Raw genomic sequence first — 15,172 nt, forward strand, 5'->3', positions numbered from 1 at the left:
AGGCCTCTTATCGCCTCACTATAAAATAGAGTGTTTTCCAGGAGGTTTTTGACACATTATTTTTACGTATTTTTGTATAACGGTTGCACTGTCCGAACGAAACCTTCTCTTTCGATGTTAGTCAGTTTATCTTTTTTAAGAAAAATTCGCTAAGAGCTAAGAAGAGAGAGCGTCGATTCTGACGGGGAGATGTTATTACATAGGTCGCCGCCGCCCCTTTAGGGCGGCGGGAGGTGGTTACCATAGGCTACTGAACCGTATAGGGCTCCCGCTCCTTGGCGGCTTGAACGCGCTCCTCGTAAAGCGCGTCGTAAAATGCTTTACGGCGTTCCATTTAAGGATAGGCCTGCAGCAGAATGTTGGACTGGTTCTTCGCATTCCACTCATTCCATAGCTCGGCCAGTTCCTTCTGTTTTTCTGGGTGCTTCCCTAGCAGGTTTTCGCTTTCGTAGGGATCATTCGTCATATCGAAAAAGCTTTTTCCAACCCCCGGCAAGGATTGTTGCATATACTTGTATTCCGGCGTACGAACGGCCCATAGGTAGTCTGCTTCTTCGAGTCGCCAAAACAGGGCCTCATGCGGCGTTCCCCTTCGCTCACCAGTCAAAAATGGTATGAGGTTTACGCCGTCGAGTTTGTCCTCGGGCGCCTCCGCGCCGGCCAACGCCACGGAAGTCGCTGCGATATCCAACGCTGATACCAACCCATCAAAGCGTTTACCTTTGGGTAAAGTTCCGGGCCAATGCGCCAAAAAAGGTACATGTACTCCGCCTTCCAGCAGGCTCACCTTGCCGCGTCTGAAAGGCGAGTTGTCAGCCCAGTCGGCATGGGGCATCCAAGACTCGGGATAGACCCCGCCGTTGTCCGAAAGGAAGATAATCAAGGTGTTGTCGTACTTACCAGAGCGCCTTAACGCATCCACCACCTTGCCTATACCCTGGTCCATGACGTCGATCATCGCTGCATAGAGACGCCGCTCCGGATCCTCAATGTGTTGGTACTGATCGATAACCTCCTGAGGCGCTTCCAGTGGTGCGTGGGGGGCATTGTAGGAGAGGTACAGCATAAAGGGCGAGTCACTCTCGCGCACGAACCGGGCGGCGTCGCGACTAAGCGCGGTGGTCAGGTACTCATCAAAGGTCGCCCCCTCATTGTTGCGCAACAGCGGCAAGTACCCACCCTCGTTCACCATATAATCCGGCTTACCACCTTCTGTCAGCAGAGGACGAGTCACGCTAACGCCCTCTGGAAAATAGTTATGACCTCCTGATAGAAAACCGTAAAAGTAATCAAACCCCCGATTATTGGGGTGGTGATTCGGGGCGGCGCCCAAATGCCACTTGCCGATAATACCGGTTCTATAACCGACTTCCTGCAGACGTGAGGCAAAGGTTCGCTCATGCTCCGGAAGCCCGGCATGTGGGTCGAATGGCGAGTAAGCGACGTTATTCTCCATCCCAAAACGCGCCTGGTAACGCCCCGTCAGCAAACCCGCCCGAGAGGGACCACAGTAAGGGTGGGTCACATAGCCGTTCTCCATGACTACCCCTCCGGCGGCCAAATCATCGATATTGGGCGTCCTGATTTCTTTGGAGCCGGTGTGTCCGAGGTCTCCATAGCCCAGATCATCTGCCAGAATCACCAGAATATTCGGCTGAGTTGCCTCAGCCTCGACGGTCGTGGATAGGAGCAAACACAGTAGTCCCCCTATCAAGCAAGTGAATTGGGACAGACACGAACCCAGACCCATAACAGCCATATTTCACCTATTTATCGTATATTGTTATCAATATATAGAACGCCCGACCCCTGCTTCACCAAAAACCCAACGCTCCCACCAACCTATCGAACAGGCGTTCAAATCATCACGCCAGTGTGACTCTCGTCTCAAAACCGGTTGAATGGCATCTAACCCCACCAACCCACCTTTTGGGATGACTCGAACTAATATATTGTCGACATTATAATGTAACCAATAAAGCCCGCAACCACAAATACAACGCCAAGGGCTCAGCCACCTTGATCCATGCCCAAACAATACACCGACAGTCGCTGGCATGGGTCGATGTGTCCGCACTCCGCCCCTACCTTCACAGGGATCACGCGAGTGCGTTGCCACCTCGAGCGGTAACGAAAAGGAATTCCGGCTAGCGGCCCAGGAAGCCGAGGGCAGCTAGTTATCAATAACTTTATAACTAATCATGCTTAGAGGTTTTTATATGAATAAGAAGCAGCTAGCGACGCTCCCATTGATGATTGCCACCCTCTCGGGCGGCACATTGGCGGGGTATCACGCGGTCGCGCAAACGTTAGAAGTTGAAGCCGAGGCCTTTGACGGGTCTGGTGGAAGTTACGCCGATGGACAGCCACAACCGGTCAGCGTCTATACCGTCAATGGCGCCGATGCCATTAACTACGTCAATCGTGGAGACTACGTCGAATACGAATTGGCGCTTGCCGACGCCGGCACCTACGGCGTGGAGTACTTGGTGGGCACCTCAGTAAGCTCGGGCTCGGAACTCGAGTTTCTGGTCAACGACGGCTCCAACTGGAACAGCCAGGGACAGACCACCGTGCCCACCGGCCACTGGGACTATTTCGAGTCCGTCCTTGCGCCCCATACCGTCCAACTGCCAGCCGGTACGGTCCGCATTCGGTTGCACGGCTCAGGCAGCAATGACTGGCAGTGGAACATGGATAAATTCCGGCTGACGTTAATGGAAAGCAACGTTGAGCCCCGGCCCACCCAAGGGTTACGGCAAGAGGCCGAAAACTATCATGCCATTGGCGGAACCTATTCCGATGGCCAGCCCGACCCCATCAGCGTATATACGGTAAATGGCGCAACGGCCCTGAATTACGTCAACCGTGGCGACTACGCTGACTACCAGGTGTCAGTGCCGGAGTCCGGCCTTTACGACCTGACCTACTACATCGGTACGGCCGTCAGTTCCGGCGCGGCCATTGAATTACTGGTGAATGAGGGCGGTAGCTGGATCTCCAAGCACACCACATCCGTTCCCGCCGACAGCTGGGACACATTCAACGCCCTGGACGCCACAACCAGCGTTTATCTACCACAAGGGGTAGTCGACATTCGCCTTCAGGGCGCGGGCAGCAATGATTGGCAGTGGAATCTGGACGCCTTTGAGCTGAGTTTTGCAGGCACCGCCTCCAGCAGCAGCTCGAGCGCCTCGTCCAGCTCGTCCATTCCCTCTTCCAGCACCTCATCGAGCGCTTCCTCAAGCAGTACCTCCAGCGTGTCCTCAAGTGCCTCGTCCAGCACGTCGAGCGCACCCCCCTCCGGTGACGCGATCCCGGTTTCCGGTACATTCACTTTGGAGGCGGAGCACTATCAGGCATCGGCAGGCGAGCTGGAAACCTATCAGGTGGACGGCGGAACTGCAGTGAACTATTTCAATGCGGGTGACCACATTGAATTCGTGATTGATCACAGCGACGGAGGCTTGTACGAGGCCGTGTACCGCGTTGCCACAGGCAACAGCGGAGGAACCGCCGCTGGTTTGATGGTCACTGATCACAATGGTGACCTGGTATTGAGAAACACCACGTCTATTACCAGTCAGGGCGACTGGGACACTTTCTACGACCAAACCTCCAGCACTCGCTTTAACATCTTCCCCGGCGAGTCCCGCATTCGAATCACAGGCGCGGGTTCTGAGGCCTTCCAGTTCAACATCAATGCCATTGAGTTCCGTCGAATCGGCGTCGTGGACAATGACCTGGACGGCGATGGGGACGGCATTTCGGACATCAATGATGTTTGCCCCGACACCCCTGACTCGGAGGTCGCGAACGGCGAAGGTTGCTCACCCTCCCAACGCGACGGGGACGAGGACGGCATCAGCGACCTGATCGACCAGTGCCCCTCCACCACCCAAAACGCCTTTGTGGATGAACAGGGCTGCGAAAGCTCCGGCGGCGACGACGACGACTTTGACGGCGTCATGAATGAGAGCGACAACTGCCCCACCACCACGTTCGGCGTCAACGTTGGCCCGGACGGTTGTAGCACTTCAGGCCGTGACAGCGACGGAGACGGCGTGGTGAATGCCGAAGACTCCTGCTCTGGCACTCCAGCCAGCGAGTTTGCCAACCGCAATGGCTGCTCCTCCTCCCAGGTGAGCAACGCGGAAACGGTGACGGTCAATGTCAACGCCAATATCGAACACATCGTCAACGGTGTTTCCGATTTTGGCCGTGACCGCCATATGACCATGCACTCCACAGTGTTCGAGCAAGACTGGAACGGGCACACGGACAAGCTCAATTACGTTCTGAACACCCTGGATGTGTACTTCGGCCGAGACAACGGCTCTGCGACCTGGAAGTTCGGTGAAACACCGGAAGACGAGCAGCGGCCCAACCACGCTGACCTGGAGTGGATGGTGACCCGTGGCGAAGAGCTGCGGCAACTCTACGAGAATACGCCCCTATACGACCGATTCCCGGAGAGCAAAACCGAAATGATTGCCGGGACCAATCCCCACCCCACCTACCCCACTCTGTCCTGGTACTCAACCGGTTTCACCACGACCGGCTGGCAACCCAAAAACATCCAAACCTCAGCGGAGTGGATGGGCCAATACCTGGAGCAATACTTCGCTCACAGCGGCAATGGTCATGTAGGTGAGCCCATGCCCACCTTCTGGGAAGTCATTAACGAGCCGGATATGAAAATGAAAACCGGCGCGTTTATGGTGACCAACCAGGAGGCAATCTGGGAGTACCACAACCTTGTAGCGAACCAGATCCGCAGCCGCCTTGGCAGCGAAGCACCCATGATTGGGGGTATGACTTGGGGCCAGCATGACTTCTATCGCCGGGACGGTATTTCACGCTATGCCGACGACGCCTACGATCAGTGGATCACCCACGAAGACCCACAACAGGAGGCGGAAGCCGAAGCCTTCTATAAGAATGCGATGGCAACACCGGTAGACGACACGCGGGCCCAAGACTGGTACCAGTGGGATGTGATGTGGAAAGGGTTTATGGACGCCGCTGGCGACAATATGGACTTCTATGCAGTGCACATCTACGACTGGCCCTCTGTCAATATGACAGGATCGGAAACCCTGCGTCGCGGCGGCCATGTCCAGGCTATGCTGGATATGATGGAATGGTATGACGTGCACGAGAACGGCATCAACAACCGTAAGCCCATTGTGCTATCCGAGTATGGCGCCGTGCAGGGCGGCTGGGACCAGCGCGCTCACGAAGAGCGATTCGATGCGGAAAGCCTGAAGTCCTTTAACGCCATGCTGATGCAGTTCCTGGAGCGGCCGGATTACGTCATCAAGTCCATGCCCTTTACCCCCGCCAAACCCCTGTGGGGCTACCTCCCAGGTGGCTGCGGCTACGACGATGCAACACCCTGCACTACCCGCTACCACTACGCTATGCTGATTGAAGACCAACTCAACAGCGGCAACTGGGAATGGTCGCCCTACATTCGTTTCTATGAGCTGTGGAAAGATGTTCAGGGCACTCGCGTCGACACCGCCTCCACCGACCCGGACGTACAGGTAGACTCATACGTCGACGGTTCCGACCTGTTTGTGATTCTCAACAACCTTGAGACCGCCGCCACTACGATCAACCTGAACGTTTCCGGCCTTGGGGGCAACAGCCTCAGCAATGTTGAACTCCGCCAATTGTATTATCCGGGCGACGACAGCGTACTGCTGGACCGCCGGCACATGGCGCAATCACCTTCCAGCGTAACACTTGAAGGCAACGGCACCATCGTGCTGCGTTACAGCACCAATACCACGATTGCGGTTAACGAGCAGGTACAGGAGCACAAGTACTTCGGCGATAGCGTCAGTGGTGGCAGCGAGCCGCACCGCGTCTCCGTATCTGGCGGAGCTTTGGAGCTTAACGTCAACGGTGTTCAAGTGCCTTCCGGCGCTGCGGAGGCCATGCTTCGTCTCACCGTGGCTCTTTACCCGGGGGAAGACGATGTAGAGGGGGGGAACCTGACTCTGGACTCGCTCATTATCAACGGTACAGCCGTGGAGACACCCATCGATTGGCGCGGCCCCAAGGAAAACAGCGCTGAGCGGTATTTCGCCACGCTGGAAATACCGGTACCAGTCAGTGTTCTCCAGACCAGTAACCAGATTCTGGCGGACTTCCGCCATAACGGTGAGCTGACGGTATCAAACCTGACGGTGTGGGACTTCTCTACCCAACCGCAACGCTAACCTCCCTTTCGCCCCCACGGCCAGCGCTGTGGGGGCGCTTTCCTCCCCTTTTCTCTTCCCCTCAGCCGACATATTCCTTTTTCATCTAAGCCGACGTAAATGGCGCACGATTCTCTCTACCATTTTTGTATATTGTCACCAATCTCCTATTGACAATAATTTGTATTGGTTCACAATCAGGGTAAGGATAATTAACAAACCTGCCCGTCGAGCAGACTGCCTATCCTTTTGAGAGCTCCACCTTCGGGGGCTCCCATAAAAATAATGAGCAACTACCAGCGAGGTTCAAGATGCCATCCATTACCAAGCACTTTAAATTGACCGCCCTCTCTGCGGCCATCTTCGCCACCTACGGGTTTTCCGCCTACGCGCAACAAGCCGAGAACGCTGATTCTCAGAACGATGAGAACGAGGTTGGGTCGCTTGAAGAAATCGTGGTAACGGGTATCCGCGGGGCACTGCAGCAGTCCATTGATGACAAGCGCACCGCCCAAAACATCATGGATACCATCAACGCCGAAGACATGGGTAAAAACACCGACCAGAACATTGCTGATGCTCTGGGTCGGGTCACCGGGGTATCCGTGGTCCAGCGCAACGGCGAAGGGGCTCAGGTCACCGTTCGCGGCGCCGGTGCCAACCAGAACAACATCTCCATCAACGGGCAGCAACTGACGTCCACCTCCTTTAGTCAAGCCGTGGACCTCAGCTCCTTCTCGACCGACATCTTGTCCAAGCTGGAAGTGGTCAAAACCCCCAGTGCGGACCACGACGAAGGCTCTCTGGGCGCTTCCATTAACCTGGTGACCACCCGCCCGCTGGACCGAGCCGATGACGTTCGTTCCCTGACCGTTCAGGGTCGCTATAACGACTTTAGCGAAGAAAGTGACTATAAAGTTCAGGGCTCCGTATCGGAAACCTTTCTGGATGACACACTCGGCGTTGCATTGACCGTCTACGACGAAACCAATACCTATCGTCGAGACCAGTACCGAGTAGAAGACTTCGAAGCCTCAGGCCTCATAGAGGTCGCTCGCGATCAAAATGGCGACATCATCTCTGGGGTAAAGGCGATTCAGCCAACCGCCACCTTCTACGAACAGTCCAAAAACACCAATGACCGTCAAGGGGCCAACCTGGGCATCCAGTGGGCTCCGACAAGCCGCACCGAGCTAATGCTCAACGGTACCTACACCAAGCAGGAAGAAACCCAACAAAAAGATGCGTTTTCCGTTCGGGACAACCGTGTCGAGAACTTCGTGGAAGGTCGGGACATTCTTCCCAACGACATCCGCCCGGCGGCATCCTTTACTGACCCTCAGGAAGATTGGTACACGATCAATACCAACACAAACACGTTCATCAAGAAGATGGACCGTTTCTCCGTAGGCGATGTGGTTTCCTCAGTAGGCGGTGACGAGCGGGAAAATATCAGCGCCACTCTGGACTTCTCCCATGAGTTTACGGACCAGTTCCGGGTGGAGAGCAAGCTGGGGTACTCCAGCAGCGAGTCCGAAAGCCTCCCCAACGCCTACGCGGTCATGCAGAACTTTGTTCAAGTGCCTTCTCGTTTGTTGTACGACGCTGGCCGCGACATTGAGCCTGCAGGTTTTGATTGCACCTCGGGAAGCTGTAAGCTCGTTACGGGTGACAGCTTTGTAGACCTTGGAGAGCAAATCGATCCGCTCCCCGACACACCGGCGTACGAGGACAATACCGCCTTTACCGGCTATAACCCGGCCGACATTGCCTCTCAGAACCTGTCTTTCCTCTCTGAGAATGCGATTAAAGTCGAAGACGAACTCACCAGCTTTCAGTTGGACTTTGACTACGACGTCAACACCTTCGGGTTGACAACTGTTGAATTCGGGGCAAAAGCCAGCCGTCGTGAGAAGTTCGTTGATCAGCAGAATTACCAATTCAACAGTATCACCAAAACCGAAGTGATTCGGGACGAGAACGACAAGATAATCGTCGTTCCCGGCGGCCCCCTGACGGACGTTAGAGGCGTAGACGCTCGAAAATCCGGCCTCGAGTGGGTCAACTTCATGGATTCGCTGGACTACGACGTTCCAGGCATCGCAAACTGGGTTCCGTTTGATGGCGTAAAGACCATCAATCTCGTGTTGGACGATGAGAATACCGTTCGCACACCGGACAAGACCAAAACCCGAGCCATTGATATTGACACCGCTGCCATCTACCTGAAGACCAATTTCTCCTTCATGGATGACCGCCTGACCGGTGACATCGGTGTTCGTTATGTGGAAACTGAAATCCAGGCCGACGGCTTTGGCGGTGTCGACTTCTGGCAAGATGGCGAAACGCTTCAGCGCGAATTTGATCTCGTCAAACTGCGCGAACTTCGCGACACCAGCCTCCCCGAATGCCGCGCTCCGGTGTTTGGTGACCCCGAGAACCGCAAAGGCTACGAACAAAAATACCAGCGTGTGGACGGCCAAGGTTGGGATGTTTCCGCCGGTCCGGATCCGTCGGGCTGGACCCCCATTCCCGATCAGGGTCCCTGCCACGATCCGGACTATGCCGCCTGGGCTGCGTACCAACAGGACCAGAGTCTGTCCGACCCCGACGTCGCCATCAACTGGTACACCATGTGGCGCTACGCTGACGTGTCGACCGTTCGCAACGGTGCATGGGGAGTTGGGCTGGACGAACCACCGCTGGACTATGATCCCTCGGTGTCCACCGATAACGCAGATACCAATGCGTATACATGGATCGACCCCGTCAACAAAGAGCTGAAGTCCTTCGCAGCCACGGGCAGCCATGAATACGAAAACGTGTTGCCCAGCCTCAACGTTAATTACGCATTTACCGATGACTTAATTGGTCGTTTCGCGGTATCCAAAACGATGACGCGCCCCGAAATTGACAAACTGCAGTCCGGTTTCAGCATCAACGAAGGCGGCTACTGGGGTACGGGCGATCCCAACGTCGGCCGCTTCCAGCAGTTCAATACCCAGCTTGAGCCGCTGGAGTCCAAGAACCTGGACTTGTCTTTGGAGTGGTACTTTGACGACTCCGCCATGGTCAGCGCGGCAGTGTTCCACAAAGACATGAGCAACTTCACCGACACCGAAAGCGCTCAGGTGTACTTGACCGATCTCCGCGATCTTGAGGGCACCGTTGACCCGAACGATCTGGTCATGCTGCCTGCCAACGATGGCACCAATGACAACGGGCTTACCGGTTGTATGCCGCTGCGCGCGACCGCTGACTATGGTTGGTTTCCCTCAGATCCAAACCGTTTCAGTGATGATTTGCGCGACCTTTGCGGCATCTACAGCCTAGAGAAGGTCATCAACGGCAAAGGCGCGTCTATTACAGGCTTGGAACTGGGCTATCAACAAACCTACCACTTCCTGCCCGGCTACTTCCTGAGCGGGTTGGGTATGTCGGCCAACTACACCTATCAGGACAGTGAGTACGACGCGGACCAATCCAGCATTGATCCAAGCAAGATGCTCCCGACCTTGCCAGTGGCGGACACTCCTGAGCACACCTACAACTTGACGGGTTTCTGGGAGCAGGACGGTCACCAGGTGCGGTTGAGCTACCGAGGCTCCAGCGACTCCCTGGTGGGTAGCGACTGGAACACTGGGCTGTCAGGGCGGACCTGGAATCAGGGCACGCTGTGGAACGAAGGCCGCGACTCGCTCGACCTCTCGGCTAGCTACGAGCTGAATGACAATGTCAGCTTTACGTTCCAGGCCATTAATCTGACCGATGCCGCCTTCCGCCAGTATTTCACCAGCCGTGAAATCGCCGTGGATCGCGTATACAACGAAGAGACAGGAGCCATCGATTTTGTGGCGCTTGAAGAAGGTAACGCGATGGATGGCGAAACCCCCAAATCGCGCACCTACTCTGAGTTCAAAACGGGCATTACTTACCGCCTGGGCGTCCGTGTGAACTTCTAACCAATAAACAGAGCCGGTGTGGGTCCGGGAGGCCCACACCCTTCTCGATACAATAAGTGGTGAAATTTATGAAAATGTTTCAAAAACGACATGCACTGTTGACCGCGGTTATCGCAGCTTCATTGACCGGCTGCGGAAGCGATGATGGTGACGAATCCGGTAAACCCATCGGCGCTGCCGCCCCTACCCATAGCGGCGACATTACCGTGAATCTCCACGAATCCGACAATGCGCGGGTGATCGATCTACTGAAAGACGCAGTAGACTCCGACGCGGATATCCTTCGCGTTGAAAACCTAACCGCCAGCAAAGAGGATGAAACCGGGTTTGACGCGTCTCAGGAAGTCCGCATCGGCGTTGACCCCTCTGCAATAGCACCGATGATCGACAGCGGTGAAACCTACGAGATGGTGTACACCTACGACATTTCCGATGGCCAGAACAGCACTCAACGCACCGCCACCATTCTCATCGAAGGGGAAGACTCTGCGCCCGAGTTCGATCAGCTTAAAGCTTCCTACAAGGCGACAGATAGCGCAGTGACCATAGATCTTCTGCAAGGCGCGACTGACGCTGATGGCGAAGAACTCTCCGTGAGTGGTTTCTCCGCCTCTTCGGAAAACTCCGTAGACAGCTACTCCCAGTCGGGCTCAGAGCTGACCATCGACATCCCGGCCTTTGGCGGCGATATCGGCGTAGGCGAGTCTCTGACTCTTCGATTCACCTATAACGTCGAGGACCACAATCACTCTCTTGAACGCACTGCCGTCATCACCATCAGCGCGGTCGTGGATGAGCCGGAAGCCCCCATGGTGAATAACACCTACTCTGGCGTGTTCACTACCAATGACTCTTTGGCGTATGTGGAGCTTAACGACCCAGAATACATCATCGACCGTAACGGCGATCCGCTGACCATCGTGTGGGATAGCATTACGCCAACAAACGGCGGCCCGGAACTCGCGTTCGACAAATCCAGCAGTACTCAACTGGTCATTGATCCGGTGGACTTCGCCACCCATATCGATACCGTCGGGGCGACCGAGACCTTCGAATACAGCTTTGATGTAAATGACGGTGAAGGCGGCTTCGAGATCAGCAGTACTTTCTCTATAGAGGTCACTCGTGAAGCCCCGGAGAACCTTATCGCCAACGGCAGCTTCGAAAGCGGAGATCTCTCTAGCTGGTCTGCGGACGACACCTCCGTTTTGTCCGTAGAAACCGCAGGTGACGCCTGGGACGGAAGTTTCCAGCTCGTATCGACTGGCGAGCCGAAACTGAGCAACAGTTTCGATGTAGAACCCAACGCTGGTTACCTGGTCCGCCAAGTAGAACGCATTGGCGGTTGGGGCGCTTACTCCGTAAACATCATTGGCGCAAATGAGACCGAAGACTTCTCCCGCCGCTTCGGGATTCACCCTTCGGACAGTGAAGCTTGGACGAAACATGCCTTCCATGTGGCGTCATTGATGGCAGGTCCCGAATCATCCAACAGCCGTGAAGTTCAGTACACAATGGCAAATATGAATCTGGATGACGTAGTCGCAATGCGCTACTCCACTGACGCTGGCAACAACCACGTAGCGCAGTCTGGAGAGTACAATGTGGGGTTCGAAGGCGGCACCATGGGTGATTGGGTAGTCGGCGACGCGGAAAACGCAAGCATTACCGAAAATCCTGACGAAGTCATCAGTGGGGCCTACAGCCTCTACATTACGAACTGGAATAATGCACAGCTGACTCTGCCGGCGGGCACCATCGAAAACGGTAAGAAGTACCTCCTCAGTATGGACGTAAGGGTACTCACACCAGGCGGCACGGGAAACAGTCCCATGAGTTTAGCAATCTTTGACGCCACAGACGGTACCACCTCCCCGGTCGGCACCGACTTGACAACAGAGGTTCAACCCCGCTCCAGAAACTTCTTCTTCCAAACAGAAGGAGAGCTGGCCAAGTTCGAGCACTACATAGATGTAGACGCCTTCACCGACGTCAATGACTGGGCATCCCGGAGCGTCATGATCACTTTCAACCCCAACCTTTGGAATCCAAACGGGGAGTTTGTGATCGATAACGTGAAATTGGTAGAGGTGCCCTAGCTCCTTCATCTCCTCCTTTTATGGGCACGCCCTGCGTGCCCTTTTTTTATTCGCTCTTAAACGAGTTACATTAGGCATCCCGCCGTGCCAGAAGTATTTGACACACATCTGACCCATTATTGCGCCAAGCGTGAGGGGTATTGGGCTCAAAGGTAATGAAATCCCCTTCGCGATAGTCCATACCATCCACGATCACTTCATTACGATCCCCCGCAAACAGCGTTCCCGTTCCCCGAACCACCATTCCTACCCAGGCGTCCTCTGAGGAGTGAATGGGAAACTCGTCCGCGCCGGGTTCGGCTTCCAGAAATACCAGCCCAAGGCCGGCGTCACTGGTGGTCAGCAGTTTCCAGCCTTTGTGTTCGAGTGGCTGGGCCTTCTCAGTGTTTGCTCGAACCAAAACACCCGCGCCATTTCGAGCCAACATGGAAATATGCGATCTCATAGCGTAGTTTCTCCGGTCAGTAGTCATTCGATTTTTTGATTCAAAAAAACCGGGCCTGGTAAGCCCGGTGCACACCTCAAGGCATTTGCTTATTCCACCTGCCAGCGGTCCGGCCAGTATCGATAGACGTTGTGTCCGAACTGGTCCAGGCGCTCTTGCGCTTCCGCCAAATAGGCCAGGCTTTGCGCCTTCGCCGCCTTCTGGTCTCCCACCAACAGCACGTAGTCGTTGTCTGCCACCACCTCTCCCGAGGCGTTTTTAAGCAACAACGATACTGTGAACTGCCCTTGCGCATTGCTGGGAAGCGACCACTTTATGTCCGCATAATGGGAAGAGCTATCTTCGGCAACGTCGATGACCTTGTGGCCGGCCACACCGGTTTCCCGGTCCTGGTAGCGAAGCGTCCACTCCAGCGTCAGCGCTTCATGTTCGTACTGGTAGTCATTCACCACCCAGATTTGGGCGTTAAAATCTTCACCGGCCTGCCAGCGCCGGCGGTCAAACTGCAGGCTGGGCAACAACGGCTGATAGGTGCATTTGAGATAGTCAAACGACCGCTTTTTCTCACCATAGTAATCGATGACGCCCCATTTGATGTCCGGCCAGTGCGTCATAAAGTGACAAATGGCCACACCGCTCATCTTGGGCTTGCGGCGACGATAGGTTTCCAGCGCGAACTGAATCACGGTCCCCTGGGCAACCTGTGTGGCTTCGACGAACTCTTCCAGCGAACCGGTTCGATAATCGTCAAAGACTTCGAAGTTGAGGTTTTTCAGAACATCGATATCGGCCCAGTGATAGGCCCAGCTCACTCCCATTGGCCACAGCTCGTCTTCCGGGATAAACTTCTTCAAACTGTCCACAGAGGGCGCCGAGGCGGCAGTCAGCTCCGGCACAATCGCACAGTCCAACGCCGGGTAGTACTCTTCCATAAACTCCGCACCACCCTGGTAGTAGTGCTCATTGGCGTGAATGGACTCTTTGGGCTTGAAGCCCATATTGACCGCCGACTCCGAACTGAGCGGCGATGCCAAGCCATAGGGAACATTGGTGCAGCTTTTTACCTCGTCCCCGATCACGTCCATCAGATAGCGGTTGCCGCTCTCTTCGTGGGCGCCAGAGAAGAATACCTCTTCACCGCCCATCCAGAAAATTTGGGAGGGGTGATTGCGACGCTCTCGAACAATGGCCCGACACTCGTGCAGTACATCCTTCACAAAAGCGTCTTCTTTCGAGTAAGCCTGGGTGGCCAGGGTAAAGTTGGTCCAGACGGTAATACCCAACTCATCACACAACCGGTAGAAGTCCGGAATCTCCGGCGGGTGCCATCCGAAAATCCGCAAGTTGTTGATGTTGGCCTCCTTGACCATGGCCACCCGATCCTCGTATTTCTTCAGGTTATTGCGTCCGTAGAGCAGCGAGGGCTGGCCACCCCAGCACGCTGAGCGAAGAAAGTGCCGTTTGCCGTTGACCACGAACGTCCAGGGGTACTCGGTTTCCTCCGGGGTGAAACCCGGATTCATCTCCATGCGAATTTCCCGCAGCCCAATCACTTCTTGCTGCTGGTCACTACCACCGTTCTCTTGCTGGACGCTGACGTCCAGGTTGTAGAGGTTCTGGTCTCCCATATCCCAGGGCCACCACAGTTTTGGATCTGTCGCTGTCAGACGTTGTTCAAGGGTGTTTAAACCGGGCTTCAATCGAACGCTTTTCGTTTCACCGATGGGAGTCGCCTCACAGTTACGCCCGGACAGCGCGAATTCCAGATCCGCGGTCACCGGCTTGTCTCCGTGGTTCCACACCTCCACAAGAACATCCACCGCCGCCTCGCCGGGTTGCGGCAGGCTGACATCAGCACGAATGTTATTGATCCGCACGGTGTCAGTCGCTTCGATACGGATCGGGCGCCAGAGACCAAAGGGCACCAGGCCGGTAAAGTAATCCCCGGAGAAGTTGACCTTCTTGCCGCCACACAGGCGATAGTTCTTGGGCGGCGGGTCCAGCTTGATCATCAGCATGTTCGAACCATCACGCCACTCGTCAAAATTAGCGAACTCAGTGATATCGAACTCGAACCCGGAGAACATCCCCTCATGGCGCCCCAGGTGGTGACCGTTCAGCCAGACATCGCAGCTGTAATCTACGCCCTCAAAAATCAGCCGAATCACTTTCCCTTTCATGGACTGCGGCACCGCAAACCGGTGGCTGTACCACCACTCGTATTCCTGAGCCCATTTGGCTTTGTGCATATTGCGGCCAAAGTACGGGTCTTCCAGCTCGCCGGTGCGGTACAGATCGGTGTAGACGTCGCCGGGCACCGTGGCGAAATTCCAGCTGAACGTGGTCCCCTGGTATTCGGCGGGCAACAGATGCAGCTCCTCCCGGATACCTTGCCCCGGGCGCATCTTTTCCATTTGCCAGCGGTGGCCGCTGAGGTCCAAATTGATTCTAGACATT

At 55.3% G+C, this 15,172-nt stretch carries 6 protein-coding genes; 3 read left to right on the forward strand and 3 right to left on the reverse strand.

Annotated features, from left to right (window positions below; translation table 11 throughout):
• Positions 1-334 precede the first annotated feature (334 nt).
• On the reverse strand, positions 335-1,693 hold the full coding sequence (locus ACQCLF_RS00585) for a sulfatase family protein (RefSeq protein WP_426984291.1): 1,359 nt from the start codon (positions 1,691-1,693) through the stop codon (positions 335-337).
• Between the two features lie 526 nt (positions 1,694-2,219).
• Between ACQCLF_RS00585 and ACQCLF_RS00590 the strand changes: the two genes are divergently transcribed.
• The 3 genes from ACQCLF_RS00590 to ACQCLF_RS00600 all read left to right on the forward strand — a co-directional run bounded on the left by ACQCLF_RS00590 (position 2,220) and on the right by ACQCLF_RS00600 (position 12,270).
• Positions 2,220-6,230 (forward strand): carbohydrate-binding protein, encoded by a 4,011-nt coding sequence (locus tag ACQCLF_RS00590; RefSeq protein WP_426984293.1) that lies wholly within the window; start codon positions 2,220-2,222, stop codon positions 6,228-6,230.
• Positions 6,231-6,520: 290 nt separating this feature from the next.
• Positions 6,521-10,171: a TonB-dependent receptor domain-containing protein gene (locus tag ACQCLF_RS00595; RefSeq protein ID WP_426984294.1), complete on the forward strand. Its 3,651-nt coding sequence runs from the start codon at positions 6,521-6,523 to the stop codon at positions 10,169-10,171.
• A 68-nt stretch (positions 10,172-10,239) separates the two neighbouring features.
• The gene (locus ACQCLF_RS00600) at positions 10,240-12,270 is read left to right on the forward strand and encodes a hypothetical protein (protein WP_426984295.1); all 2,031 of its coding nucleotides are present in this window, start codon (positions 10,240-10,242) and stop codon (positions 12,268-12,270) included.
• A 70-nt stretch (positions 12,271-12,340) separates the two neighbouring features.
• Here ACQCLF_RS00600 and ACQCLF_RS00605 read toward each other — a convergent pair whose 3' ends face one another.
• Both ACQCLF_RS00605 and ACQCLF_RS00610 read right to left on the reverse strand, forming a co-directional pair.
• On the reverse strand, positions 12,341-12,715 hold the full coding sequence (locus ACQCLF_RS00605; protein WP_169449452.1) for a cupin domain-containing protein: 375 nt from the start codon (positions 12,713-12,715) through the stop codon (positions 12,341-12,343).
• A gap of 89 nt (positions 12,716-12,804) precedes the next feature.
• On the reverse strand, positions 12,805-15,171 hold the full coding sequence (locus tag ACQCLF_RS00610; protein WP_426984297.1) for a glycoside hydrolase family 2 protein: 2,367 nt from the start codon (positions 15,169-15,171) through the stop codon (positions 12,805-12,807).
• Position 15,172 lies beyond the last annotated feature (1 nt).

It is taken from the genome of Marinimicrobium sp. ARAG 43.8, assembly GCF_050113635.1.
GTDB lineage: Bacteria > Pseudomonadota > Gammaproteobacteria > Pseudomonadales > Cellvibrionaceae > Marinimicrobium.

Excerpts from the sequence above, each read along its gene's own strand:
- ACQCLF_RS00590 (WP_426984293.1), top strand. The coding sequence starts at position 2,220 with ATGAATAAGAAGCAGCTAGCGACGCTCCCATTGATGATTGCCACCCTC.
- ACQCLF_RS00600 (WP_426984295.1), top strand. The coding sequence starts at position 10,240 with ATGAAAATGTTTCAAAAACGACATGCACTGTTGACCGCGGTTATCGCA.
- ACQCLF_RS00605 (WP_169449452.1), bottom strand. The coding sequence starts at position 12,715 with ATGAGATCGCATATTTCCATGTTGGCTCGAAATGGCGCGGGTGTTTTG.
- ACQCLF_RS00610 (WP_426984297.1), bottom strand. The coding sequence starts at position 15,171 with ATGTCTAGAATCAATTTGGACCTCAGCGGCCACCGCTGGCAAATGGAA.
- ACQCLF_RS00595 (WP_426984294.1), top strand. The coding sequence starts at position 6,521 with ATGCCATCCATTACCAAGCACTTTAAATTGACCGCCCTCTCTGCGGCC.